At 71.4% G+C, this 24,663-nt stretch carries 26 protein-coding genes and 1 pseudogene; 15 read left to right on the forward strand and 12 right to left on the reverse strand.

What is annotated here, in order from left to right; genetic code table 11:
* Positions 1–252, forward strand: a pseudogene (locus AB0M56_RS35680) (exopolyphosphatase); the annotation flags it as partial.
* 41 nt (positions 253–293) lie between these two features.
* Positions 294–470: a hypothetical protein gene (locus AB0M56_RS35685; protein WP_364184618.1), complete on the forward strand. Its 177-nt coding sequence runs from the start codon at positions 294–296 to the stop codon at positions 468–470.
* 121 nt (positions 471–591) lie between these two features.
* Here AB0M56_RS35685 and AB0M56_RS35690 read toward each other — a convergent pair whose 3' ends face one another.
* From AB0M56_RS35690 to AB0M56_RS35700, 3 genes are read right to left on the reverse strand one after another with little or no spacing between them, the layout of a single operon-like run.
* The gene (locus tag AB0M56_RS35690; RefSeq protein ID WP_364184620.1) at positions 592–2,973 is read right to left on the reverse strand and encodes a glycosyl hydrolase family 65 protein; all 2,382 of its coding nucleotides are present in this window, start codon (positions 2,971–2,973) and stop codon (positions 592–594) included.
* Positions 2,970–3,701 carry a beta-phosphoglucomutase family hydrolase gene (locus AB0M56_RS35695; RefSeq protein ID WP_364184622.1) on the reverse strand — a complete coding sequence of 244 codons (732 nt, stop codon included), beginning with the start codon at positions 3,699–3,701 and terminating at the stop codon, positions 2,970–2,972. The genes AB0M56_RS35690 and AB0M56_RS35695 overlap by 4 nt, the downstream gene beginning before the upstream one ends.
* A 10-nt stretch (positions 3,702–3,711) precedes the next feature.
* Positions 3,712–4,080, reverse strand: coding sequence for a metalloregulator ArsR/SmtB family transcription factor (locus AB0M56_RS35700; RefSeq protein WP_364184864.1), 369 nt, complete (start codon positions 4,078–4,080; stop codon positions 3,712–3,714).
* A 177-nt stretch (positions 4,081–4,257) separates the two neighbouring features.
* On the opposite strand from AB0M56_RS35700, the gene AB0M56_RS35705 reads away from it, so the two are divergent.
* Complete coding sequence (locus AB0M56_RS35705; protein WP_364184624.1) at positions 4,258–4,746, forward strand: polyketide cyclase; 489 nt, start codon at positions 4,258–4,260, stop codon at positions 4,744–4,746.
* Positions 4,747–4,749: 3 nt separating this feature from the next.
* Here the strand turns inward: AB0M56_RS35705 and AB0M56_RS35710 are convergent, their stop codons facing one another.
* Positions 4,750–5,898: an ROK family protein gene (locus AB0M56_RS35710; RefSeq protein WP_364184866.1), complete on the reverse strand. Its 1,149-nt coding sequence runs from the start codon at positions 5,896–5,898 to the stop codon at positions 4,750–4,752.
* Between the two features lie 516 nt (positions 5,899–6,414).
* Here AB0M56_RS35710 and AB0M56_RS35715 point away from each other — a divergent pair.
* The 3 genes from AB0M56_RS35715 (at position 6,415) to AB0M56_RS35725 (ending at position 10,585) form a co-directional block, all read left to right on the forward strand.
* Positions 6,415–8,676 carry a molybdopterin cofactor-binding domain-containing protein gene (locus AB0M56_RS35715; protein WP_364184626.1) on the forward strand — a complete coding sequence of 754 codons (2,262 nt, stop codon included), beginning with the start codon at positions 6,415–6,417 and terminating at the stop codon, positions 8,674–8,676.
* Between the two features lie 28 nt (positions 8,677–8,704).
* Positions 8,705–9,160 (forward strand): (2Fe-2S)-binding protein, encoded by a 456-nt coding sequence (locus tag AB0M56_RS35720; RefSeq protein WP_364184628.1) that lies wholly within the window; start codon positions 8,705–8,707, stop codon positions 9,158–9,160.
* Positions 9,161–9,340: 180 nt separating this feature from the next.
* The gene (locus AB0M56_RS35725) at positions 9,341–10,585 is read left to right on the forward strand and encodes a helix-turn-helix domain-containing protein (protein WP_364184630.1); all 1,245 of its coding nucleotides are present in this window, start codon (positions 9,341–9,343) and stop codon (positions 10,583–10,585) included.
* A 63-nt stretch (positions 10,586–10,648) separates the two neighbouring features.
* Here AB0M56_RS35725 and mgrA read toward each other — a convergent pair whose 3' ends face one another.
* A complete protein-coding gene (mgrA, locus tag AB0M56_RS35730; RefSeq protein WP_364184632.1) occupies positions 10,649–11,677 on the reverse strand; it encodes an L-glyceraldehyde 3-phosphate reductase in 1,029 nt (342 codons plus the stop codon).
* A gap of 304 nt (positions 11,678–11,981) precedes the next feature.
* On the opposite strand from mgrA, the gene AB0M56_RS35735 reads away from it, so the two are divergent.
* Both AB0M56_RS35735 and AB0M56_RS35740 read left to right on the forward strand, forming a co-directional pair.
* Positions 11,982–12,863, forward strand: a complete 882-nt coding sequence (locus AB0M56_RS35735) for a MoxR family ATPase (RefSeq protein ID WP_364184634.1) — start codon at positions 11,982–11,984, stop codon at positions 12,861–12,863.
* The gene (locus AB0M56_RS35740) at positions 12,860–14,242 is read left to right on the forward strand and encodes a VWA domain-containing protein (RefSeq protein WP_364184636.1); all 1,383 of its coding nucleotides are present in this window, start codon (positions 12,860–12,862) and stop codon (positions 14,240–14,242) included. The genes AB0M56_RS35735 and AB0M56_RS35740 overlap by 4 nt, the downstream gene beginning before the upstream one ends.
* Here AB0M56_RS35740 and add read toward each other — a convergent pair.
* Positions 14,220–15,191, reverse strand: a complete 972-nt coding sequence (gene add / locus AB0M56_RS35745; RefSeq protein WP_364184638.1) for an adenosine deaminase — start codon at positions 15,189–15,191, stop codon at positions 14,220–14,222. The genes AB0M56_RS35740 and add overlap by 23 nt on opposite strands.
* Before the next feature lie 137 nt (positions 15,192–15,328).
* On the opposite strand from add, the gene AB0M56_RS35750 reads away from it, so the two are divergent.
* Positions 15,329–15,535 (forward strand): antitoxin, encoded by a 207-nt coding sequence (locus AB0M56_RS35750; protein ID WP_364184867.1) that lies wholly within the window; start codon positions 15,329–15,331, stop codon positions 15,533–15,535.
* A gap of 294 nt (positions 15,536–15,829) precedes the next feature.
* Here AB0M56_RS35750 and recQ read toward each other — a convergent pair whose 3' ends face one another.
* Complete coding sequence (recQ, locus tag AB0M56_RS35755; RefSeq protein WP_364184640.1) at positions 15,830–17,665, reverse strand: DNA helicase RecQ; 1,836 nt, start codon at positions 17,663–17,665, stop codon at positions 15,830–15,832.
* Between the two features lie 160 nt (positions 17,666–17,825).
* Between recQ and AB0M56_RS35760 the strand changes: the two genes are divergently transcribed.
* Together AB0M56_RS35760 and AB0M56_RS35765 are read left to right on the forward strand one after the other, a co-directional pair.
* The gene (locus AB0M56_RS35760; RefSeq protein ID WP_364184642.1) at positions 17,826–18,251 is read left to right on the forward strand and encodes a DUF6314 family protein; all 426 of its coding nucleotides are present in this window, start codon (positions 17,826–17,828) and stop codon (positions 18,249–18,251) included.
* A 25-nt stretch (positions 18,252–18,276) separates the two neighbouring features.
* Positions 18,277–18,660, forward strand: coding sequence for a VOC family protein (locus AB0M56_RS35765; protein WP_364184644.1), 384 nt, complete (start codon positions 18,277–18,279; stop codon positions 18,658–18,660).
* A gap of 16 nt (positions 18,661–18,676) precedes the next feature.
* Here AB0M56_RS35765 and AB0M56_RS35770 read toward each other — a convergent pair whose 3' ends face one another.
* A complete protein-coding gene (locus AB0M56_RS35770) occupies positions 18,677–18,844 on the reverse strand; it encodes a hypothetical protein (RefSeq protein ID WP_364184646.1) in 168 nt (55 codons plus the stop codon).
* Positions 18,845–19,026: 182 nt separating this feature from the next.
* On the opposite strand from AB0M56_RS35770, the gene AB0M56_RS35775 reads away from it, so the two are divergent.
* From AB0M56_RS35775 to AB0M56_RS35785, 3 genes are all read left to right on the forward strand, one after another.
* A complete protein-coding gene (locus AB0M56_RS35775; protein WP_364184648.1) occupies positions 19,027–19,692 on the forward strand; it encodes a hypothetical protein in 666 nt (221 codons plus the stop codon).
* A gap of 1 nt (position 19,693) precedes the next feature.
* A complete protein-coding gene (locus AB0M56_RS35780; RefSeq protein ID WP_364184650.1) occupies positions 19,694–20,173 on the forward strand; it encodes a hypothetical protein in 480 nt (159 codons plus the stop codon).
* Between the two features lie 117 nt (positions 20,174–20,290).
* A complete protein-coding gene (locus AB0M56_RS35785; RefSeq protein ID WP_354869701.1) occupies positions 20,291–20,797 on the forward strand; it encodes a DUF664 domain-containing protein in 507 nt (168 codons plus the stop codon).
* A 14-nt stretch (positions 20,798–20,811) separates the two neighbouring features.
* Here the strand turns inward: AB0M56_RS35785 and soxR are convergent, their stop codons facing one another.
* Positions 20,812–21,279 (reverse strand): redox-sensitive transcriptional activator SoxR, encoded by a 468-nt coding sequence (soxR, locus tag AB0M56_RS35790; RefSeq protein WP_220242179.1) that lies wholly within the window; start codon positions 21,277–21,279, stop codon positions 20,812–20,814.
* 113 nt (positions 21,280–21,392) lie between these two features.
* Between soxR and AB0M56_RS35795 the strand changes: the two genes are divergently transcribed.
* On the forward strand, positions 21,393–21,974 hold the full coding sequence (locus tag AB0M56_RS35795; protein WP_364184652.1) for an NAD(P)H-dependent oxidoreductase: 582 nt from the start codon (positions 21,393–21,395) through the stop codon (positions 21,972–21,974).
* 18 nt (positions 21,975–21,992) lie between these two features.
* Here AB0M56_RS35795 and AB0M56_RS35800 read toward each other — a convergent pair whose 3' ends face one another.
* From AB0M56_RS35800 to AB0M56_RS35810, 3 genes are read right to left on the reverse strand one after another with little or no spacing between them, the layout of a single operon-like run.
* Positions 21,993–22,475 carry a hypothetical protein gene (locus AB0M56_RS35800; protein ID WP_354869694.1) on the reverse strand — a complete coding sequence of 161 codons (483 nt, stop codon included), beginning with the start codon at positions 22,473–22,475 and terminating at the stop codon, positions 21,993–21,995.
* On the reverse strand, positions 22,472–23,902 hold the full coding sequence (locus tag AB0M56_RS35805; RefSeq protein WP_364184654.1) for a HAMP domain-containing sensor histidine kinase: 1,431 nt from the start codon (positions 23,900–23,902) through the stop codon (positions 22,472–22,474). Before AB0M56_RS35805 ends, AB0M56_RS35800 begins: the two co-directional genes overlap by 4 nt.
* Entirely contained in the window at positions 23,899–24,585 is a 687-nt protein-coding gene (locus AB0M56_RS35810; RefSeq protein ID WP_364184656.1) for a response regulator transcription factor, read from the reverse strand. The genes AB0M56_RS35805 and AB0M56_RS35810 overlap by 4 nt, the downstream gene beginning before the upstream one ends.
* Between the last annotated feature and the right edge of the window lie 78 nt (positions 24,586–24,663).

Genomic DNA, 24,663 nt, shown 5'->3' on the forward strand with positions numbered 1-24,663 from the left:
CTCGACGATCTGCGCGTCTGGATCCCGCGCCTGGCCGCCATGCCCTCGGCCAAACGCGCCGAACTGCCCGGCATCTCGCGCCAGCGCGCGCAGCAAGCCCTCGGCGGCGCCGTCGTGGCCGAAGCCCTGCTCACCATCACGGGCGGCCGCATGGCCATCTGCCCCTGGTCCACCCGCGACGGCCTCCTGCTCACCCTGCTCGACGCCCTCGCCACGACGCCGGACAGCACGGGTTCGCGTCCGGCCGCGTGACACCCCTGGTGCGACCAGGCCGAACGAGGTATCCCGGACCCATGACACGTGAGCTCTTCCCGCGCGACCGCTCCGAAGACGACGAAGACGACCTGACGCTGCCCGACCCCAGTCGTGTGCACTCCGAGGTGCCCACGGCTCCGGGGCCGGATCTGACGCCGAGTCATACGGCGGAGGTGGAGCCGCCACCGGGCACCGAAGACGCTGAAGACTCCTGAGCGTCGGTTTGTGGTGCGCCGGCGGATTCGGGGTGGCCGCAGGCGCAGGTGTGGTGGTGGCCGGGTGGTCGAGCCGGTGGTAGAGCCCCGCGGAGCCTGAGCGCCCGCGGGGCCGGGGAACTCAGGCCTCCGGGGCCACGAACTGGCGCAGCTTCGACCCGTCCCGGCGTTGGGGTGCGCGGCCGTAGGGCTGCAGCGGCGGGTCGCCCGGGTCGACGTCCGCGATGGGGAGCGTCACGGGGTCCGTGGTGACCGTGAAGCGCTCGCCGTGATGCACGAGTTCCAGGGGCTCGCCCTCGAGGACGTGGTAGGTGGCCTCGCCGGGGCGGATGGCGACCTGGAAGCGCGTGCCGCGGAAGGCCAGGCGGAAGGTGATGCCGCCGAGTTGCCTGGGCAGGCGCGGGGCGAACGAGAGCTGCCCGCCGTGGTCGCGCAGGCCGCCGAAGCCGGCGACGGTGCCCTGCCACGCGCCGGCGAGCGAGGCCATGTGCAGGCCGTTGCGGACGTTGTTGTGCACGTCGTGCAAGTCGGTCAGCGCGGCCTCGGCCAGGTAGTCGTACGCGAGGTCCAGGTGGCCCACCTCGGCCGCGATCACGGCCTGCGTGCCGGCCGAGAGCGACGAGTCGCGCACCGTGCGGGCCTCGTAGTAGGCGAAGTCGCGGGCCTTTTCCTCGGGGCTGAACGAGTCGCCGCACAGGTGCAGCGCCAGCACGAGGTCGGCCTGCTTCACGACCTGCTTGCGGTACAGGTCGAAGTACGGGTAATTCAGCAGCAGCGGGTAGAACGCCGGGTCGGTGCCCTTGTAGTCCCACTCGTCGTGCTCCAGGAAGCCCTCCGACTGCGGGTGCACGCCGAGTTCCTGGTTGTACGGCAGGAACATCGCCTCGGCCGCGGAGCGCCAGCTGTCGATCTCCGCGATGTCCACATCGAACTGCTGCATGGCGGCGGGGTACTTCTCGCACACCTGCGCCGCGGCAAGGAGGTTCCGTCGCGCCATCAGGTTGGTGTAGACGTTGTTGTCCGCCACCGCCGAGTACTCGTCCGGGCCGGTCACGCCGTCGATGCGGAAGTGCCCGTGGCGGTCGAAGTGCCCGAGCGAAGCCCAAAGCCGCGCGGTTTCCACCAGGAGTTCGGCGCCACAGCCGCTTTCGAACTCCTCGTCGTCGGTCGCGTTGATGTAGCGCTGCACGGCGTCGGCGATGTCGGCACTCACGTGGAACGCCGCGGTGCCCGCGGGCCAGTACGCCGAGCACTCGGCGCCGGTGATGGACCGCCACGGGAACGCCGCGCCGCTCAGGCCGAGTTGCTTCGCGCGTTCTTTGGCCTTGTCGATTGTGGAGTGCCGCCAGCTGAGCGCATCCCTTGCCGCGCCCGGGATCGTGTAGGTGAGCACGGGCAGCACAAAGGTCTCGGTGTCCCAGAACGCGTGTCCGTCGTATCCGGGACCGGTCAGGCCCTTGCCGGCGATCGCGCGCTGCTCGCCACGGGCCCCGGCCTGAAGCAGGTGGAACACCGCGAACCGCACGGCTTGCTGAAGCTCGGGGTCGCCGTCGATCTCGATGTCCGAGGTGGCCCAGAAGTCGTCGAGGTACTGGCGCTGCTCGCTGATCAGCCCTTTCCACCCCGTCTGCCGCGCGCCGGCGAGCGCGGCCTCGACCTGCGCCCGCAGCGCGGGCACGGACCGCTGCGCGGACCAGCCGTAGGCGAGGAACTTCGTGATCCGCAGGCGCCCGCCCTTCGGGACGTCGACGGCGACCGTGAGCCGCGCGAGGTCGTCCTCGCTGTGGATGCGCGTGCGGATGCCGTCGTCGACCTCGATCTTGTGGTCCATCGCGGCGGCCATGCGCAGGCCGGAGTTGCGCGTCTGGTGCACGAGCACGGCCTGGTAGTTGGCCGCGCGGTTGAACTGCGACACCAGCGGCGTGTCGAGAGCGGCGGCGACGCGCGGGTCGCGGGCGTCGGACTCGATGGGCTCATTGGCCAGCAGGTCGGACTGGACCACGAGCTGCAGGTCCTCGTCGAGCGGCTCCACCTCGTAGCGGATCGCCGCGATCGCGCGCTGCGTGAACGACACGAGCCGCTCGGTCTTCACGCGCACGCGGCGGCCCGTGGGGGAGGACCACTCGGTGGAGCGGGTCAGGGTGCCGCTGCGGAAGTCGAGCACGCGGTCGTGCTCCAGCGCCGTGCCGTAGCGCATGTCGAGCGGCTCGTCCTCCACCAGCAGCCGGAGGATCTTGCCGTCGGTCACGTTGACCACGGTCTGCCCCTCCTCGGGGTAGCCGTAGCCGCCTTCGGCGTAGGGCAGTTCGTGCTGCTCGTAGAAGCCGTTGAGGTACGTACCGGGCAGCCCGCGCGGCTCGGCTTCCTCGAGCGTGCCGCGCAGTCCGATGTGGCCGTTGGACAGCGCGAACGCCGACTCGGTGCGCTGCAGCGCGTCGACGTCGAGGCCGCGCCAGCGCAGCTCCCACGGCGAGCACTCGTAGCCGAACTGCGTTTCGGTCATGCCTTCTCCAGGAGTTCGGCGAGGTCGTCGACCACAACGTCGGCGCCGTGGGCTTTCAGTTCGTCGGCCTGATCGGCGCGGTTCACGCCCACCACGTAACCGAAGTGGCCGGCGTGCCCGGCCTGCACGCCCGACAGCGCGTCTTCGAACACGGCCGCGTGCGCGGGCTCGACACCGAGCGCCTTCGCGCCGGCGAGGAAGGAATCGGGGGCGGGCTTGCCCTTGAGGTTGTCGCGCCGGATGACCAGGCCGTCGATCCGGGCCTCGACGAACTTCGTCAGGTCCGCGGCGGCGAGCACCTTCGCGCCGTTGGCCGACGACGTCACCACGGCGATGCGCAGGCCGGCCGTCTTCGCCGCTTCGAGGTAGCGCACGGAGCCGGAGTAGGGGTTCACGCCGCGCTCTTCGATGATCTTCAGGACCAGCTCGTTCTTGCGGTTGCCGACGCCGTTCACGGTCGGCTCGTTCACGCCGTCGTCGGGGGAGCCTTCGGGCAGCCGGATGTCGCGGGAGCGCAGGAACTCGCGCACGCCGTCGGCGCGCGGGCGGCCGTCGACGAACGCCGCGTAGTCGTGGTCGGTGAACTCCCGGAACGTGTCGCCGTCCCGGCCGCGAAGAAACTCGTCGAACGTCCGTTTCCACGCTTCACGGTGGAGTACGGCCGTTCCGGTCAGCACGCCGTCGAGGTCGAACAGACAGGCGGTGATGGTGTCCGGCAGTCCGATCATGCGTGCAAACCTACCGGTCCGGATCCGGTTCCGCGGCACCCGTGTCGTGGGGGCGCACGCGGTGGATCAGCTCGTGCACGGTCGCGTCCGCCAGCCGGTATCGCACCACGCGCCCGTCGCGATGCGCGGTCACGAATCCGTGGGCCCGCAACAGCCGCAGCGCCTGCGAAACGGCGGTGTCCGTCATGCCCGTGGCCGCCGCGAGGTCGGTGACGCTGATCTCGCGCGCGTAGTGGATCGACACGAGCAACGCCAGCCGCGACGGATCGGCGACCACGGCGAACCGCCCGGCCCACTCTTCGATGACCGCCCTGTCACCCAGTCCGGCGACAGCGGCGGCCACGCGCTCCGGGTCGATCAGGCGCCGGTCCGGCTCGATGCTCACAACGCCCGATGATTCCACCCCGGCCGCCCGCCGACCACCGCGGCCGAGCTGTCGGCCGCGCGGGAATGTTCAGTCGCGGTGTCGAACCGGCGCCGGTGCGTTCGTCGAGTGGGCGCACAGGGCTTCACACCGGAGGAAGCCCGAGACGAGCCGATGAGGAGCGTGCCCGTCATGACCGAGAAGAACGTGAGCGCCACCCTGACCATCGCAGTACCCGCCGGCACGGTTTTCGCGATCCTGGCGGACCCGGCGGCCCACTCCGCGATCGACGGCACCGGCTGGGTCCGGGAACCCGTCGACCGGGCGCTGCTCACCGAGGTGGGGCAGCTGTTCTGGATGGACATGTACTACGGCACGGGCTATCGGGTGGTCAACAAGGTTCACGTGTTCGAGCCGCCGCGCGTCGTCGGCTGGTTCACCGGGCAGGAGAAAGAAGACGGCGAGCTGGAGTTCGGGGGCTGGACGTGGCGTTACGACCTCACGCCGCTCGGTCCGTCCGGCACCGAAGTCACGCTCACCTACGACTGGTCGGCGGTACCGCAGTCCATCCGCGATCGCGGTATCCGGTTCCCGCCGTTCCCCCCTGACCACCTCGTCAACTCGCTGCACCACCTGGCCGAGCTGGCCGAGGCATCCCGGCTCGCGGCCGGGTCACAGTGAGGCTCAGGCCGCCCCGACCCGACGTTCGAACACCAACCCCTCCGCGGCCCGCAACCCCACGCTCATCGCCCCCGTCAGCACGCCGTCGTCGCCCAGTTCGCCTTGGACGACGGTCGGGACGAGAGGGGTGAAGGAGCGCAGGGCGCGGTCGATGGGGTCCAGCAGGAGGTCGGCGGCGGTGCCGATGCCGCCGCCCAGGACGATGAGTTCGGGGTCCACCACGGCGGCCACGGAGGCGACCGTGTAGGCGAGGCGGTCGGCTTCCGTCCGCACCGCGCGCTGGGCCAGTTCGTCGCCCTCGCGGGCCAGGCGGAAGACCTCGCGGGCCGATTTCGCCGTGCCCAGGCCGAGTTCGCGGGCGCCGCGGACCACGGACTGGGCGGCGGTGGCCTCTTCGAGATGGCCGCGGGCCGGGACCTCTCCGCCGGACTGCGTGCGGCCGTAGGGGAGGTAGCCAATCTCGCCCGCGGCGCCCGTCGCGCCGCGGAAGACGCGGCCGTCGACCATGAGGCCCATGCCGACGCCGGTGCCGATCATGAGGCAGCCCACCACGGACGCGCCGCGGGCGGCGCCGCTTTCCCACTCGCCGACGGCGGTGAGGTTGGCGTCGTTCTCCACGACCAGGCCGGCGCCCAGCGCGGCCTCCAGGTCGTCGAGCAGGCCGGGTTTGCCCCAGCCCGGCAGGTTCGGCGCGTGCCGGAAGCAGCGCTTCGCCGGGTCCGCGACGCCTGGGGAGCCCAGCACGCGCACCACGATGTCGGCGTCGGTCAGCCCGGCCTCGGCCACGATCTCGCGCGCCAGCCGGCCGACGGAGGCGACGAGCGCGCTGCCGGAGCGGGCCGTGTTGCGGGCGTCGCGTCGCGCCACCGTCGTGCGGCCCAGGTCCGACACGGCGACGCGGATGTGCTCGCGCCCGATGTCCACGCCCAGCACGTACCCCGCGGTGGGGTCGGCTTCGTAGAGCACGGCGGAACGGCCGGTGCCGGTGGACGTGTGCCCGGTCGCCCGCGCCAGGCCCGCGGCCTCCAGCGCCAGCAGTGCCTGGCTCACCGTCGGCTTGGACAGCCCGGTGTCCTTCGCGACTTGCGGCCGCGTCACCGGCCCGCCGCGGCGCAGCAGGTCGAGCACCGCCCGCTGGTTGATCCTGCGCATCCCGGCCGGCGTGCCGACCGGCGGAGTCCCCGCGCCCACCACGTGCCGCCCGCTTCCTACTCGTGCCGATGTCACCACTGCCAAGGTAACCGACTTCGGCAGGAAACCTTCTTTTCACCCGTTCGGTGACCAGCGGCAGAGCGTCCAGACGACGATACGGGCTGTCGGCGCCATCCCGGCGCGCGGCGCGCGGAGCCGAGACCAGGCGAGTGTCCGAACGGCCATCCGGCGCAGCCCGCGCTCACCCGTAGGCGCCCCCGTGAACGCCCGATCCGACCAGTGGTGAATGTGTCACGACGCACATTCGAAGGCGGTCGCCTGTTACCTCATCACAGACATCAGTCGACACGACTACTGCGCGTTGCGTCGTTTCTGTCACGTCCTTAGCGTGGCGCGCCAGACCTCCCGCTCCACCACTGCGTCACACCACCCCACCACCCCACCACCCGGGCACCGCCGCGGCGCTCGCCCGGCCGCGCCGTCCGCACCGGCGCGAGTGCCTCGAAGGGATTCCCGATGGCCAGTCCCACCACCAGCCCCGGACCACAGGGCGACGCCGCGCCGGACGACGACGGGCGCGTCGGCCGCCGCCGCTTCCTCACCTACCTGGTCGCCGCGCCGACGCTGACCGTCGCGACGAAGCTGTCGTTCGACACCCTCGTGCCGGACAAGGCCGAAGCCGTGGTGCCCACGCTGCCGCAGCCCGCCGAGATCCTCGACCTCGGCGACGTGCTCACGCTCTCGAACGCGCCCACGGCCGGCATGCTGGTGCTCGAGGTGACCACCGACGGCCGCGTGCGCCTGCAGCTGCCGCGCGCCGAGGTGGGCCAGGGCATCAACACGGCCAGCGCGATGCTCGTCGCCGAAGAGATGGACCTGCCGCTCGACAAGGTCGACGTGGTGCTGGCCGACGCGCGCCCGGAGCTGCTGTTCAACCAGCTCACCGGCGGCTCCAACACCATGCGCTCGCTGTACGACCCGATCCGCACCGCCGCCGCGACGGCCCGCGCCCGGATGGTGTCCGCCGCCAGCTCGCAGTGGAACGTCCCGGCCGCGCGCCTGACCACCCGCGACGGCCTCGTGCGCGCCCCGGACGGGCGCAAGGCTTCCTACGGCGTGCTCGCCGGCCCGGCGGCTCGCGCGGACCTGTCCACCGCGGCCGTGAAGCCGAAGGCCGAGTCGGCCCACACGCTGGTCGGCACCCCGACGTCGCGCAAGGACGCGCTCGCCATGGTCACGGGCAAGCAGGTCTACACGCTCGACCTCGACATCCCCGGCGCGATGCCGGTGATGGTGCGGCGCCCGCCGACGATCAACGGCACGGTGAAGAAGGTCAACAACGAGGCGGCCGTGCGCGCGATGCCCGGCATCATCGACATCGCCGTCGTGCAGACCGGCGTCGCGGTGATGGCCGAGACCTTCGGCCAGGCGCTCGACGGCAAGAACGCCCTCGACGTCACCTGGAACGCGGGCACCGTCGACGGCGAGAACAACGCGTCCATCACGAAGAAGCTGCAGGCCGCGGCGCTGCCGTTCGTGGTGCCGCCGCTGCTGACGCAGTACGTGGACGGCGAGTTCGACTTCGCGTTCGTCAGCCACGCGCCGATGGAGTCGAACTCCGCGGTCGCCGACGTCCGTGAGGACAGCGCCACCATCTGGGCCGGCCTGAAGTCGCCGATCGTCGCGAAGCAGACCATCGCGCAGGAGCTGGGGCTGCCGGAGAACAAGGTCACCGTGCACGTCCAGCAGGGCGGCGGCTCGTTCGGCCGCCGGCTGTTCTTCGACGCCGCGCTGGAAGCCGCGCACATCTCCAAGGCCATGAAGAAGCCCGTCCGGCTCATGTGGAGCCGGATCGACGACATGCGCCACGGCCGCGCCCGCGCCGCGAGCCACCACAAGATCCGCGCGACGTTCGCGCTCGGCCAGGTGCTCACGTTCGAGCACCGCGTGGCCAGCGTCGAGACCGACTGGGGCCACGGCCTCGGCGAGATCCTCACCGCGTTCGCCGCGAAGCTGCCCGTGGGCGGCAACCTGAGCTTCGCGCAGACGGTGTTCCTGCTGACGGTGAAGTCGCCCTACAACTACGCCGTCACAACGCAGCTGCTCAACGAGGTGCCGCTGAAGTTCCACACCTCGGCGTGGCGTTCGGTGTACTCCGCGAACACCCGCGGGGCCGAGGAGATCATGGCCGACGAGATCGCGGCCAAGCTTGGCAAGGACCCGCTGGAGTTCCGCCGCGAGTTCATCAAGGAGCCGCGCCAGAAGGCGGTGCTGGACAAGGTCGCCGAGCTCGGCGAGTGGGGCAAGAAGATGCCGAAGGGCTTCGCCCAGGGCATCGCGGTGCACGGCGAGTACAAGTCCTACACCGCCTGCCTGGTCGAGATGGATGCGCGCGACCCGAAGAACCCGCGCGTGACCAAGGCGACGATCGCCGTGGACGTCGGCAAGCCGGTGAACCCCCGCGGCATCCAGTCGCAGATGCTCGGCGGCCTCACCGACGCCATCTCGACCACGCTCACCGCGGGCCTGCACATCGACAACGGACTCCCGCTCGAAGGCAGCTACTCGCAGTTCCACTACGCGCGGCAGAAGAACGCGCCGATGGACGTGAACGTGTTCGTGATGCCGGCCAACGGCAGCGAAATCGGCGGTGCGGGCGAGCTGGGCCTGCCCGCGCCGGTGGGGGCGATCGCCAACGCGTACGCGCGCGCCACGGGGATCAAGCCGCGCAGCTTCCCGATCAACTTCCCGGTCGACTTCGACCCGTTCCCCCGCTGATCTCCCCACCACACCAAGGAGTTCTCGCATGCCCAACTACACCTTCGTGGTGAACGGGAAGACCGTCACCGTCGACGCGCCAGCCAACCTGCCGCTGCTGTGGGCGCTGCGCGACAAGCTGAAGGTGCGCGGCCTCAAGTACGGCTGCGGCATCAACGTCTGCAAGGCCTGCACCAGCCACCTCGACGGCGAGGCGATGAACCCGTGCGTCACGCCGGTCTCGGAGTGCGAGGGCCGTGAGGTCACCACGATCGAGGGCCTCGCCGACGGAGACAAGCTGCACCCGGTGCAGGAAGCGTGGCTGGAGCAGGACGTCGCGCAGTGCGGCTACTGCCAGCCGGGCCAGATCATGGCCGCCGTCGCGCTGCTGAAGAAGACCAAGAACCCCACCGACGCCGACATCGACGCGATCGAGAACGTGTGCCGCTGCGGTTCGTACTTCCGCATCCGCGAGGCGATCAAGGCGGCCGCCGCGAAGATGTGACCCGCGAATGCGGAAGTTCTACATCAGTTCTTCCGCATTCGCGGCAAGTGTCACAGGTTCACCCGGCCGAGTGAGCGGGTGTCGTGTTAGATGACCTTCCCGAGGGCTCAACGACGAGTCCCCGTACGGTCACGGGCGAGGGGCGCGCGAGCGCCCTTCGCCCAGGCCTGGAGGGCGTTGATGCACTACCAGACAGTTCTGCGCGACGGGCTCGCCCCCGTCGTCTCGGTGCTGGCCGCCGAGGTCGAAACCGCCATGCCCGAGCTGATCGAAGCGACCACGCACCAGATCCTCGAGCAGATGCCGGTCTACCGCGACGAGCGGTTCGTCACCCACGCCGAACTGCGCAACTCCGTGCGCGCCAACCTCGACTACGTGATGCGCACGCTGCGCGGCGAAGACGTGCCCGACTTGTCCCAGGCGCGGGCCACCGGCCGCGCGCGGGCGCTGCAGGGCGCGCCACTGCCGGAAGTCCTGCGTGCTTACCGGATCGGGCTCACCGAGGTGTGGCACCGGTTCGTGCTGCTGACCGCGCGCGGCGACCACCAGGACCTCGCCGGGCTCGTCGCCGCGACATCCGCGGTGTGGGCGCTGGTCGACGACTACGCCGAGGCGCTCACTTCGTCCTATCGGGACACCGCGGCCGAAGTCGTGGTGGCGCACCAGAACCGGCGCTCCGCTCTGGTGGAGGCGCTGTTCGCCGGCGGCGCCGCGACCGAGGGCACGCTGTGGGACATCGCCCGCGTGCTGGAGCTGACCGTGGACGGCAGCTTCGTGGTCGTCGCGGCCGAAACGCCGCGGCTGGGCCACGAACCGCTGCCGAAGATCGAGCAGCGCCTGCGCGAAGCCCAGCACGCTTCGGCGTGGCGGCTCACGCCGGACCTGCAGGTGGGTGTGGTGTCGCTGCGCGACCCGTCGGCGTGCAAGGTGACCATCGACCTGCTGCGCGAAGCCCCGGTGGGCCGCGTGGGCATGAGCCCGGTGTTCTCGGGCCTGGGCAACACCTCCCGGGCACTGCACTTCGCCCGCGTGGCGCTGTCCAGCATGGCGCCCGGCTCGACGGGCCTGGTGCAGTTCACGGAGTCGCCGCTCGCGGGCCTGGTCGCCAGCGCGCCGGAGGCGTCGGTGCAGCTCGCGCACCACGTGCTGCGCCCGATCCTCGACCTGCCCGGCGACGACCGCAACGTGCTGCTGCTGACGCTGCGCGCATGGTTCGACTGCCAGGGCTCCACGAAACTCACGTCGGAACGGATGTTCTGCCACCCCAACACGATCCGCCACCGCCTGCGCCGCATCACCGACGAGCTCGGCCGCTCGCTCACCGACCCGGCGGACATCGCGGAGCTGGGCGCGGCGCTGCGCGCGCTGCACCTGTTCCCGGAGACTTCGCACCTGCCGGCACCGCGGCCGACGCGCGCCGGGTGAGCTGCCGACGACCGTCCACAGTGGCCGGTGACGCGAACATCGCCACCGGCCACCGGCGGACCGTCAGCTGTCGCTCGACTGCTTCCAGAGGTTGATGTCCGACTCCGTCGCGTACCGGTCGACCTCGGCCAGCTCCTCGGCGGTGAACTCGAGGTTGTCCAGCGCGGCGACGTTGTCCTCGAGCTGCTTGACGCTGCTCGCGCCGATCACCAGCGACGTCATGCGCGGGTCGCGCAAGGCCCAGGCCAGCGCGAGCTGCGCCAGCGACTGGCCGCGGCGGGTGGCGATCTCGCCGAGGCCGCGGATCTTCGCGAGCCGGTCCTCGGTGATCGTGTCCGGGTCGAGGGACTTGCCCTGCGCCGCGCGCGAGTCGGCCGGCACGCCGCCGAGGTAGCGGTCGGTGAGCAGGCCCTGGGCGAGCGGAGAGAACGCGATGCAGCCGGCGCCGGCCTCTTCGAGCGTGTCGAGCAGGTGGTCGTCCTCGGTCCACCGGTTGAACATGGAGTACGAGGGCTGGTGGATCAGCAGCGGCGTGCCCAGCTCGCGCAGCAGGCGCGCGGCCTCGGCGGTGCGCTCGGAGTTGTAGGAGGAGATGCCGACGTAGAGCGCCTTGCCCGAGCGCACGGCGCGGTCGAGCGCCCCGACGGTCTCCTCCAGCGGCGTCTCCGGATCGAAGCGGTGGGAGTAGAAAATGTCGACGTAGTCCAGGCCCATGCGGCCCAGCGACTGGTCGAGCGAGGCCAGCAGGTACTTGCGCGAGGCCCAGTCGCCGTACGGGCCCGGCCACATGTCGTAGCCGGCCTTGGTCGAGATCACCAGCTCGTCGCGGTAGGGCTTGAAGTCCGTGGCGAGGATCTGGCCGAAGTTGGACTCGGCCGAGCCGTAGGGCGGGCCGTAGTTGTTGGCCAGGTCGAAGTGCGTGATGCCGAGGTCGAAGGCGCGGCGCAGGATGTCGCGCTGGACCTGCAGCGGCCGGTCGTGGCCGAAGTTGTGCCACAGGCCCAGGGAGATGGCGGGCAGCTTGAGTCCGCTGCGCCCGCAGCGCCGGTAGGGGATCGAGTCGTATCGGCTGGTCGCCGCAACGTAGGTCACGTGGCCAGATGCTAGCTCGCGATCAGCCGCTCGGCTCCCGCACCATGCGGCCGGGCCACGGTCGCGGTGCGGCCCGCGGCGAGCGTCAGCGCCGCCGTGACCTGTCCCGCGACGAGCGCGCCATCGGCGCCGGCCAGCCGGCCGGTGTCCGGTCGAGGCCCAGCGGGAACGCGATGTCCACCTGGAGCCCGAGCGGCTGGGGAGGAGACGGTGGCGGAGCTCAACCGCACACTCGACCGGATCGTGGAGACGGACTGAGGCGCGGCCAGTACAGTGCGAGGTGAGCATCCGCTTAGGAGGTCACGTGGGCACCGGGTTCTTCTCGTCCGTCGACGACGTGTCGGCGCAGCTGGCCGAGGCCGGCTACCTCGCCTCGACGGCGGTGGCGACCACCGTGTTCCTCGCCGACCGGCTGGGCAAGCCCTTGCTCGTCGAGGGCCCGGCCGGCGTGGGGAAGACGGAGCTGGCCAAGGCCGTGGCCGCTGTGAGCGGTTCGCGGCTCGTGCGCCTGCAGTGCTACGAGGGCATCGACGAGGCCCGCGCGCTGTACGAGTGGAACCACGCCAAGCAGCTGCTGCGCATCACCGCCGGGCGCGACGAGACGTGGGAGGACGCGCGCACCGACATCTTCGGTGAGGAGTTCCTGCTGCGCCGCCCGCTGCTGCAGGCCATCTCCGGCACGGAGTCCACCGTGCTGCTGGTCGACGAGACGGACAAGGCCGACGTCGAGGTGGAGGGCCTGCTGCTGGAGGTACTCGGCGACTTCCAGGTCACCGTGCCCGAGCTGGGCACGATCACCGCCACCCGCGACCCGTTCGTGGTGCTCACGTCCAACGCGACGCGCGAGCTGTCCGAGGCGCTGCGGCGGCGCTGCCTGTTCCTGCACATCGACTTCCCCGACCCGCAGCTCGAGCTGCGGATCGTGAAGCTGCGCGTGCCCGGCATCGACGCCGCGCTGGCCGATTCCGTGGTCCGCGTGATCGCCGCGCTGCGCGCCATGGACCTGCGCAAGCTGCCGTCGGTCGCCGAGACCATCGACTGGGCGCGCACGCTGCTGGAGCTCGGCGCCGGCACGCTCGACGAGCAGATCGTGCGCGAGAGCCTCGGCGTGGTGCTCAAGCACCAGGACGACATCACCAAGGCCGGTGCGGGCCTCAAGCTCGACCAGGTGCTGGACGCGTCTTGAGCGCGCCCGGCGTCACCGAGCGGCTCACGGCGTTCGTGCAGGCGCTGCGGGCGCAGGGCATTCCCGCGGGCCCGGCCGAAACCGTCGACGCGGGGGCCGCGCTGGAGGTGCTCGGCTTCGACGACCGCGAGCTCGTGCGCGAGGGCCTCGCCGCCGCGCTCGTGCGCCGCGGCGGGCAGCGGGCGGTGTTCGACGCCGCGTTCGACCTGTACTTCCCGGCCGGCGTGGGCGTGCCCGAGCTGGCGCGCGACGACCGGCCGCGGGACCTCGAACAGCTGCGGGAGGCCGTGGCGGCCGCGCTCGCCGAGGGCGACCAGCAGGCGCTGGCGCAGCTGGCGGGCGTCGCCGTGGAGATGCTCGGCGGGTACGGCGCGGGTTCCGGCGCCGGCGGCGGGTTCTCCGCGCACCAGACACTGGATCGGCTACAGCCGCAGACGCTGATCGTGCGCGTGCTCGCCGCGATCCGGGCGGCGGGCGGCGGCTCCGACGAGGGCGGCGAGTTCACCGACCGGCTCACGCGCGACGAGGTCCGCCGCCGTGTCGAGGACTTCCGCGGGAACGTCCGCACGGAGGCCCGCCGGCGCGCGGCCGAGGTGCGGGGCCGCGACCGCGTGGCCAAGCACGCGATCGCGCCGGCCGCGGACCGCGTGGACTTCCTGATCGCCAGCCGGGCGCAGCTGGCCGAGCTGCGCCGCGCCGTGCAGCCGTTGTCGCGCAAGCTCGCGACCCGGCTGGCCGCGCGACGCAAGCGCACCACCCGCGGGCAGATCGACCTGCGGCGCACGCTGCGGCGGTCGTTGTCGACGGGTGGTGTGCCGGTGCGTCCGGCGTTCCGGCACCGGCGGCCCGGCCGGCCCGAGATCGTGCTGCTGTGCGACCTGTCGGGTTCGGTCGCGGGGTTCGCGAACTTCACGGTGCTGCTGGTACAGGCGCTGCGTGATCAGTTCAGCAAGATCCGCGTGTTCGCGTTCGTGGACAGCACCGACGAGGTCACGCACCTGGTCACCGCGGGTGTCGCCGACCCGGAGCATCTCGGCGCGCGCATCCTCGAAGAGGCGGCCGTGGTGCGCTGGGACGGGCACAGCGACTACGGCGGCGCCCTGCGCGGGTTCACCGGCAAGTGGCTCGACGCCGTCGGCCCGCGCACGTCGGTGCTCATCCTCGGCGACGCGCGCACCAACGGCGGCGACCCCAACCTCGACGCCGTCCGCGCCATCCGCGACCGCGCGCGGCACGTCTATTGGCTCAACCCCGAGCGTCGCGCCCTGTGGTCCACCGGCGACTCCGCGGCGCTGGCGTACGCGGAGCTCGTGGAGATGCACGAGTGCCGCAACGTGCAGCAGCTGAGCACGCTGGTCACGCGCCTGCTGCCGGTGTGAGCCACGCGGCGATCTCCTTGCGCAGCGCGGTTTTCGTCTCCTCCGGCGCGAACGACGCCGTGACGGCGGTTTCGGCGAGGGCCGCGAGAGCGGTGTCGTCGTAGCCGAACGTGTCGCGCGCGGCGGTGAACTCGTCGGTCAGCGTGGTGTGCGTGACCGAGGGGACGTCGGTGTTCAGCGTGACGGCGAGGCCCGCGGCGACGAGGCGGGGGAGCGGGTGCTTCGCCAGGGCCGGCACCAGGCCGAGGACGACGTTGGACGTCGGGCACACCTCGAGCGCGATCCCGCGGTCACGGACCTCGGCCACCAGCTCGGGGTCGTCGAGGACGCGGATGCCGTGGCCCAGGCGCTCGGCGAGGCCGACGTCGAGGGCTTCGCGGATGCTCTCGGGCCCCGCGTCCTCGCCCGCGTGGTGCACGAGGTGGAGCCCGGCTTCGCGCGCCTTGGCGAAGACGCCGGCGAACGGGGCGAGCGAGTGGCGCTCCTCGCCCGCCATGCCGAGGCCGGGCACCTCGTTGTGGGCGAGGGCGAGCCGCAGCGTGCGCTCGGCGCGTTCGACGGACCGGCGGCGCGAGTGATCGAGGAGCACGCGGGTCTCGAGGTCTCCTTGGGACAGTCCTTTGAGGACGGAGGCGAGCGGCATCTCCAGGTCCCCCAGCCGTTCCCCGTGCGACGCGGCCGTGAACGTCACCTCGGCGTACCGCGTGCCCTGCGCGGCTTCGTCCACGCAGAACTCCCGGGCGACACGCTCGAAGTCCTCCGGCGTGCGCAGGCAGGCACGGATGAGGGAGTTGTAGTCGGCGAAGTCCCGGAACCCGGTGAACGCCCGTGCCGCACCCGGCAACGGCACGCCGTTGACGTCGGCCAGCTCGCGCAGCGTCGCCGGCCGCACGGTGCTCTCCAGGTGGACGTGCAGGTGCGCCTTCGGGAGCGCCGCCAGATCTCGCATGGGGCCGATCATGCCTGGTCAGCCGTCGTGGGACGCGGGAATTTCGCCGGGCCCGCGCCCGGAATGTTCGAATCGGGGGAACTCCGGGTACTCATCGCAGCGTTGAGGGGATGACGAGCAACCCGCGGGAGGACTCCATGGCAATGCTGAAACGACTCACCGTACTGGCCGGCGCGGCCAGCGCCGTCACGTCGTACGTGAAGAAGAACCCGGAGAAGGTCAACCAGGCCGTGGGCAAGGCCGCCCAATTCGTCGACCAGAAGACCAAGGGCAAGTACCACGCGAAGATCAACGGTGTGACCCAGAAGGTCTCCGACGTGACCAAGCCGAAGCCGGGCCACTGACCGACGCGAGGTAAGCCGGCGGGTGCCGAATCGACCGTATGCTCACCTGGTGAACGCCGGTCACCGGAACCGGCCGCGGCGGCAGACCAGGGTCATCACCGCCTGCTGACGTCCGGGGATGCGTTCTCGAACCGCCTGCGGTCACCGCCGCGGCCGGGCGCCGCTTCGTTTTCGTCCAGTTCAGGGCGGCGCTTGGCGAAGCCGCCGAAGTGGAAGTCGCAGTCGCCGGCTTCGGAGCCCGTCGCGACGTGCGGCTCGTCTGGGTGACGAAGCCAAGATGATGTACGGCGGCACCTATTCCTCCGCCAACGCGGCCAGCACGCCCTCGCCGTACTTCGCCAGCTTGGCCTCGCCGACGCCGCTGACGGTGCCCAGGTCGGAGAGCGAGCCGGGGCGCTCGGCGGCGATCTGGCGCAGCGTGGCGTCGTGGAAGATCACGTAAGCGGGGACGCCCTGGTCCTTGGCGGTGGCGGCGCGCCAGGCGCGGAGGCGTTCGAACAGTGGCGCGGCTTCCGCGGGCATTTCCACGGCCGCGGCGGTGCTGCGGCGGGAAGTGCGCGCCGCGCGGGCCGGGCGCTCCGGTTCGCGGCGCAGGGACACGGTGCGTGAGCCGTTGAGCACCGAGGTGCTGCCGTCGGTCAGGACCAGGGAGCCGTAGTCCCCTTCCACGGCAAGGAGGTTCTGCGCCAGCAGCTGCCGGACGACCGCGCGCCACTCCTGCTCGCGCAGTTCGGTGCCGATGCCGAAAACCTTGAGCGTGTCGTGCTGGAGCTGGGTGACCTTCGGGGTCGTCTTGCCGAGCAGGATGTCGATGATCTGGCCTGCGCCGAACTTCTGGCGCCGTTCGTTGCGCAGCCGCACGACGGTGGAGAGCAGCTTCTGCGCCGGGATGGTGCCGTCGAAGCGTTCGGGTGGGGCGAGGCAGGTGTCGCAGTTGCCGCAGGGTTGGCCGGTCTGGCCGAAGTAGGCGAGGATCTGCGTGCGGCGGCATTCGACGGTCTCGCACAGCGCCAGCATGGAGTTGAGGTGCGCGGCCTGCCGGCGGCGGTGGGCCTCGTCGCCCTCGCCGTTCTCGATCATCTTGCGCTGCTGCATCACGTCCTGCAGCCCGTAGGCGAGCCACGCCGTGGACGGCAGCCCGTCGCGGCCCGCGCGGCCCGTCTCCTGGTAGTAGCCCTCCACGGACTTCGGCAGGTCGAGGTGCGCGACGAACCGCACGTCCGGCTTGTCGATGCCCATGCCGAACGCGATGGTGGCCACCACTACGAGCCCGTCCTCGCGCAGGAACCGCGACTGGTTCTCCGCGCGGGTGCGCTTGTCGAGCCCCGCGTGGTAAGGCACCGCACGGATTCCGTTTTGCACCAGGAACTCCGCCGTCTTCTCCACCGACGCACGCGAGAGGCAGTAGACGATCCCCGCGTCGCCCTTGTGCTCGGTGCGCAGCAGCTCCAGCAGCTGCTTCTGCGGCGAGTTCTTGCCGACGATGCGGTACTGGATGTTCGGCCGGTCGAAGCTCGCGACGAAGTGGCGCGCGCCGTCGAGGTTGAGCCGCGCGGAGATCTCCTTGTGCGTGGCCTCGGTCGCCGTCGCGGTGAGCGCGATGCGCGGCACGTCCGGCCAGCGCTCGTGCAGCGACGACAGCATCAGGTAGTCGGGCCGGAAGTCGTGGCCCCACTGCGACACGCAGTGCGCCTCGTCGATCGCGAACAGCGCGATCTTCCCGCGGTCGAGCAGCCGCACGGTCGACTCGACCGAGAGCCGTTCCGGCGCCAGGTAGAGCAGGTCGAGCTCACCCGCGACGAACGCTTCCTCGACGCGCTGGCGCTCGCCGAAATCCTGCGTGGAGTTGAGGAATCCCGCGCGCACGCCGAGGTTGCGCAGCGCGTCGACCTGGTCCTGCATCAACGCGATCAGCGGCGAGATCACCACGCCGACGCCGGGCCGCACGAGCGAGGGGATCTGGTAGCACAGCGATTTCCCGCCGCCGGTGGGCATCAGCACCAGCGCGTCTCTGCCGGAGATCACGGTTTCGACGATGTCCGCCTGATCACCGCGGAACGCGTCATAGCCGAACACGCGCTGCAGGGTCTCGACGGCGGGGGAGCGCTGGGCCTGGTCGGGGTGAGCCACCCGGCCGATTCTAGGCGCCGGCACCGACACCGCGGTGCCACCCCGGGCGCCTCGGCGCGTTTCCGGAACGAGTGTCCCGCTCGCACCGCACCGGTCACGCTGTGTGTGATCCCCGCCCCGCCGCCGCGTCACGCCGCACGCGCGGGCGCAGAATGGCGGGGTGGACTTCGCGATCACCGACCTCGCCGCGCACTTCGCCGGCACCTGGCGGCTCTCGCGCGACATCGTGGCCGCCGACGGCGAGCCGATGGGCGAGGTCACCGGCACCGCGACGTTCACCCGAGGCGAAGGCGTGCTCGTCTACCACGAGACCGGCGAGCTGCGGCTGGCCGGCTACACCGGCCCGGTGAGCCGCACCCTGCTCTACCACCCCGACGGCGCCCGCGCCGCCGTGCACTTCGACCACGGCGGGTTCTTCCACGACCTCGACCTGGCCACCGGCCGGTGGAGCACGGACCACCCGTGCCGCGACGACCTCTACCGCGGCGAGTACCGCGTGCTCGACGCCGACCACTGGCGCCAGGAGTGGGTGGTCGCCGGCCCGGCGAAGGACCACGTGATCACCACCCGCTTCACGCGCGCCTGATCCGCCGTCGAAAAGGGGACACCCGATGCGCATCGACCGCCTGGACCACCTCGTGCTCACCGTCGCCGACGTCGAGGCCACGGTGGCCTTCTACACGCGGGTGCTCGGCATGGCCGAGGTGACGTTTAAGGGCGGGCGCAAGGCACTGGCGTTCGGCGCCGGCAAGATCAACCTGCACCAGGCGGGCCACGAGTTCGAACCCAAGGCACTGCGCCCGACGCCGGGCAGTGCGGACCTGTGCCTCATCACCGAAGACGTGCTCGACGACGTGATCGAAGAACTGCGCCGGGCGGGCGTGCCGATCGAGGAGGGGCCGGTGGAGCGCACCGGTGCCACGGGCGAGATCCGCAGCGTCTACTTCCGCGACCCGGACGAGAACCTCATCGAGGTCAGCAACTACCTCCGCTGAGCAGTCGCGAAACGGCTCAGCGCCGCCGGTTGCGCACGATCAGCAGCAGGACCGCGAGCGCCGCGACGATGCACACCACGGCCAGCAGCGTGCCGGCCCAGCCGGGGATGGGGACGCCGGCGATGGTGTCGAAGCCGGGCACGACGCGGAGCGCGCTGGAGGCGAGCCGCACGGTGGTGTCCACGCGCCGTCCTCCCGTCCGCCGGGTTTCGCCCTGACGTCCGAACCGTACCTCATCTGGCGGCTCGCGCTCCGCCACTCGGCCGAAAACGCCGTTCATCCGGCGGCATTCGCGTTTCGCCTGGGCAGCGGCGGGCACCCGGCCGGTACGGGGGGCTCGACAAAATCCGTGAAGGAGTTCGTGCGATGCCCACTTGGCTCATTGTCGTGATCGTGGTGGTCGCCGTCGTGGTGATCGGCGCCGTCGCGTGGCTCGTCGTCCAGGAACGGCAGCGAAAACGACTGCAGCAGCAGTTCGGTCCGGAATACTCGCGCGCGGTCGAGGAGAGCGACAGCCCGCGTGCGGCGCAACGGGAGCTGGCCGAACGCGAACGCCGCCACCGTGACCTCGACATCCGGCCGCTCTCGGCCTCGGCGCGCGAGCGCTACGCCCAGCACTGGGGGCTGATCCAGGAGAAGTTCGTGGACCAGCCCGCCGGCGCGCTCGACGAGGCCGACGACCTGCTCGTGGCCGTGATGTCCGAGCGCGGCTACCCGACCGAGGGCTACGACCAGCAGATTTCCGACTTGTCCGTGCGCCACTCGCGCACGCTGGAGCACTACCGCGCGGCGCACGAGACGCACCGCCGCCACTCGGAGACAGCACTGTCCACAGAGGAACTGCGCTCGGCTATGGTGCATTACCGCACGGTGTTCGAGGACCTGCTGACCGATGACACCGGCGCCGGAAGCCGCACGGACACCCGTGCCGACAGCCGCACCGACGAGGACACCGTCGAGCGCCGCCGCGAGCACACCGCCGCGCGCGGCGGCAACCACCGCGGCGCCGACGAGCGGAACGGAGACCGCTGACATGACCGACATGACCGACCAGGAGACCCGGGGACTGAGCACGGCCGATCTGGCGGGTGCGGCCGAAAAGCCCCGCACCGAGGAACGCCGGGATGTTCCCGGCGAACGCTCGCGCGAAGCGTCCGATGTGGACACCGGTGCGAGGGAGGCCGGCGACGTGGACGACCGTGCCGCGGACAGACGTTCTGTGGACCAGCGCGCCCGCACCGACGGCGCTCCACCGCTGTTCGAAGCCGGCGACGTCGACCGCTTCCGCAACCGCTGGCAGGAGGTGCAGACCGACTTCGTCGACGACCCGCGCCGCGCCGTGCGTGACGCCGACGAGCTCGTCGCCTCGGTGATCAGCTCGCTGGCCGAGACCTTCGCCGAGCACAAGGGTGAGCTGGAAGGGCAGTGGCGCGACGGCGAGCCCGCCACGGAGGACCTGCGGATCGCGCTGCGCCGCTACCGCTCGTTCTTCGACCAGCTGCTCGGAGCGTAGCCGGACCGCGGAGCCGGCCCGCCGCCGCGCCAGACCGCCGGAATTCGGTGGCGGCACGGCGGTTTGCGTACGGCAGGATCGGGGTAGCAGGCAGGAACGAACCGAGGAGGACTACGGATGAACGTGGCCGATCTGCTCGTGGACGGCTTCGGCCGGATCCAGGAGGTCGTGCACCAGTCGGTCGACGGCCTGACCGGCGACCAACTCGTCGCCCGGCCCGGGCCGGGCGCCAACTCGATCGCCTGGCTCGTCTGGCACCTCACGCGCGTGCAGGACGACCACGTGGCCGACGTCGCGGGCACCGGGCAGATCTGGACCGCGCAGGACTGGCACCGCCGCTTCGGCTTGCCCTTCCCGCCGGCGGACACCGGCTACGCGCACAGCAGCGACGACGTCGCCGCCGTGCAGATCGACGACCCCAAGCTGCTGACCGGCTACTACGACGCCGTGCACGAGCACACCGTGGCGTGGGTCGGCGGCCTCGAGGGCAAGGCGCTCGACGCCGTCGTCGATGAGCGCTGGGACCCGCCCGTGACCCTGGGCGTGCGGCTGATCAGTGTGCTTTCGGACGACTTGCAGCACGCCGGGCAGGCCGCCTACGTACGCGGCCTCGTGCTGGGCTAAGGCCGGGTTGAGGCTCACGGGTAGCCGTCCCCGCGGTGGTCCGGGAGCCGCCTCGGCCCCGGGCCCTCGCGGCCGAGGCGATCGCCGGGGTTCGCCAGCCGGCACTTGGTGAGCGACATGCAGCCGCAGCCGATGCAGTCGGTGAGCTGGTCGCGCAGCTGCTCCAGCTGCCGGATGCGCTCGTCGAGGTCTTCGCGCCAGCAGTGGGAGATGCGGGCCCAGTCGGCGCGGGTGGGGGTGCGGTCGTCCGGCAGCAGCGCGAGCACCTCGCGGATCTGCGACAACGGCATGCCCACCCGCTGCGACATCCGGATGAACGTGACGCGCCGCAGCGTGTCGCGGCGGTAACGGCGCTGGTTGCCCGCCGTGCGACGGCTGCGGATCAGCTTCTCGTCCTCGTAGAACCGCAGGGCCGAGGCGGGCACCCCGGTGCGGTGCGCCAGCTCGCCCACGGTCAGCTCGGGCAGCTCCGTCTTGGTCATGGCAGCGAGGATAGAGGGAGCGAGGACAGCTTGACTTCAAGTGAGCTTGAAGTTCCAGACTCGGTTCCGGTGCGGGACACCCGGTTCCGCACGGTGATTCGAGGAGAATAATCGTGTCAGAAGTTCCGGTCCGGGTTGCCGTGATCGTCGGCAGTGTCCGGGAAGGACGGTTCGCGCCGACGGTCGCGAACTGGTTCACCCGCGAGGCCGCCGCGCACGGCGGGTTCGAGGTGGACGTGGTCGACTGCGCCGATCTGGCTCTGCCGCTGGCGTTTCCCGCGTTCGGGTCCGAGCCCGCGCCGGAGGCCGGGCGCCTCGCGGCCCGGCTCGCCGCGGCCGACGCGTTCGTCGTGATCACGCCGGAGTACAACCACAGCTACCCGGCGTCGCTCAAGAACGCCGTCGACTGGTTCCGCTCGGAGTGGCAGGCCAAACCGGTCGCTTTCGTGGCGTACGGCGGACTTTCCGGCGGCCTGCGCGCGGTGGAGCACCTGCGCCCGGTCTTCGCCGAGCTGCACGCCGTGACCATCCGCGACACCGTGAGCTTCCACGGTGCCCACGGCCGGTTCGACGAGTCCGGCAGCCCCACCGACGCCGAAGCCACCGGTGCGGCGGTGAAGAAGCTGCTCGACCAGCTGCAATGGTGGGCGCGTTCGCTGGCCGACGCGCGGGCTCTGCGCGCCTACCCCGCCTGACCGGCTTCTGTCAGCGGCTCAAAACGTGCAGAGCGTCGGACCGATGCGCGAATCGGGCGTGACCACCGAAACGCCGCGCAGGTCCACGGGCAGCCCCGCCGCCGACATCGCGGCGACGGTGGTGCAGACCACCTGGTCCACGCCGAGGTAGAGCGGCTTGATCGAGAACGGGATGGACACCGTCGGCGGCACGCTGCCGGTGTCGATGGTGACCTGGCCGTCGCCGGGGAACAGGAGCGAGTAGTACCCGCTCTTCTGCTCGACCGGGCTGGGGCCCTGGAACAGCTCGTTCACCGCCAGCTCCGGCGACACCGGGCTGCCCCAGCTGCGCACGACGGGGGCGAGCTGGCCGTCGACCAGGAAGTACAGCGTCAGCTGGTTCGCGCGGGCGCCGGGGCCGACCGCGGTCGGGGCGGGGCCGGCGGGCACGACGACGGTGGGCTGGATGCCGCACGCGCTCACGAGCAGGAGCACGGCGAGCGCGGTCACGAGCTTCTTCATCGCGCCTCTCCTGGCCGGGGGTGGCGGGGCAGCCACAGGGTGAACCGCGCGCCGGAACCGGTGTTCGCGGCCTCGACGTCGCCGCCGTGCAGCCGGGCGTTCTCCCGCGCGATGGACAGGCCGAGCCCACTGCCCTCCGAGCGCGCCCGCGCCGAGTCGGCCTTGGTGAAGCGGTCGAACACGTGGGGCAGCACGGGTTCGGGGATGCCGGGACCGTGGTCGGTGACCTCCAGCGTCACGGTGTGCGCGTCGGCGGCCAGGTGCACCTCGACCGGCGCTTCGCCGTGGCGCAGGGCGTTGCCGACGAGGTTCGCGACCACGATGTCGAGCCGGCGCGGGTCGACGGTCGCGACGACGCCGGCCGGCAGGTCGGTGACGATCCCGTCGGCGGCGGTCCAGCCGCGCGCGGCGAGGCTGTCGGTCACGCCCTGCGCCACGTCCCACTCCTCCAACCGCAACTCGGCGCGCCCGGCGTCGAACCGCGAGATTTCCACCAGGTCCTGCACGAGCCGCGTCAACCGGCGCGTTTCGGTCGACACCAGGCGCGCGGCGACGGCGGTGTCGGCGGGCAGCTGCTCGGCGTCCTCGTCGAGCACGTCGGTCACCGCGTTCATCGCGGCCAGCGGGGTGCGCAGCTCGTGGGAGACGTCGGCGACGAAGCGGCGCGCGTCGGCCTCCATTTCCCGCAGCGTGCCCACGGTGCGTTCGAGCTCCGCCGCGGTGCTGTTGAACGTGGTCACGAGCTGGGCCAGCTCGTCGGAGCCCTTGGCGCGCAGGCGGACGTCGAGCTGCCCGTGGCCGAGCTTGCGCGCCGCGGCGTTCAGCGCGCGCACCGGGCGCAGCACCTGCCGGGCGGCCAGCAGCGCCAGCGCGACCGCGATCGGCAGCGCCAGGGCGGCCGTCTGCCACGCGCGGGTCGCCAACTGGTCGATCGCGGTCTGCTGGGCGGCCAGCGACACCATGGAGTAGACCTCGACGCCCGTGTGTGCCACCCCGTTGTCGGCGCGCTGCAGCACCGGCATCCCGACCATCAGCAGCGGGGTGTCGCCCCTGATCACCCGCTTGAACTGGATCGTGCCGCCGGCGGCGACCTCCTCGCGCAGGTCGGCGGGCAGCTCCGAGGGGTCGAGCCCCGACCGCGAACGCAGGTCCCGGTAGACCGCGACGGTGGTGCCCTTGAGGTTGTCGGCGAGGTTGTCGAGCTGGCGCTGGTCCGGCGGCAGCGTCATCTGCGGCAGGTACGCGGTGACCTGGTCGCGCAGCTGGACCATGGCCGGGTCCTGCACGCCCTGCAGGATGGTCGTGCGCGCCGTCACGTAGCTGGCGCCGGCCGCGGCGGCCGCGCCGACCAGGGTCATCGCCGCGAAGGACAGCACCAGCCGGGGCCGCAGCCCCGAGAGCCACGGCCGCAGCCGCGGACGCCTCACGAGCGGCCGAACCGGTAGCCGAAGCCCCGCACGGTCTGGACGTGGTCGGGCCGCGCCGGCACGTCCTCGATCTTGGACCGCAGCCGCTGCACACAGGCGTCGACCAGGCGGGAGTCGCCGAGGTAGTCGTGGTCCCACACCGCGGTGAGCAGCTGCTGGCGGCTGTACACCTGGCCCGGCGTGCGGGAGATCTCGAGCAGCAGCTTGAGCTCGGTGGGCGTGAGCGCCACCTGATCACCGCGCTTCTTCACGAGCATGCCGGCACGGTCGATCACCAGCTCGCCGTGGCGTTCGACCTCGCCCGCGCGCCCGTCGTGATCGCTGACCGCGCGCCGCAGCACGGCGCGGATCCGCGCGTCGAGCATGCGCGGTTCCACCGGCTTCACCACGTAGTCGTCGGCGCCGGCCTCCAGGCCCGCGACCACGTCGAAGTCGTCGCTGCGCGCGGTCAGCATGATGATGGGCACCTCGCCCAGCGAGCGCATCCGGCGGCAGGTCTCGAACCCGTCCATCCCGGGCAGCATCAGGTCGAGCACCACGATGTCGGGCAGGTGCTTGCGCACCAGGTCCAGCCCCGCCTCGCCCGAGCCGGCGGTGTGCACCACGTGACCCTGCCTGCGCAGGGCCAGCTGGAGTCCTTCCCGCACGGCCGCGTCGTCCTCGAACACCAACACCTCTGCCACCCCGGCCATTATTCGGAAAACCGCAGCGTGGGGCGAACCGGGGCGATCTTGTAGCAAAACCATGACACGGCACTGACC

Source organism: Amycolatopsis sp. NPDC051372 (assembly GCF_040682095.1).
Classification (GTDB): domain Bacteria; phylum Actinomycetota; class Actinomycetes; order Mycobacteriales; family Pseudonocardiaceae; genus Amycolatopsis.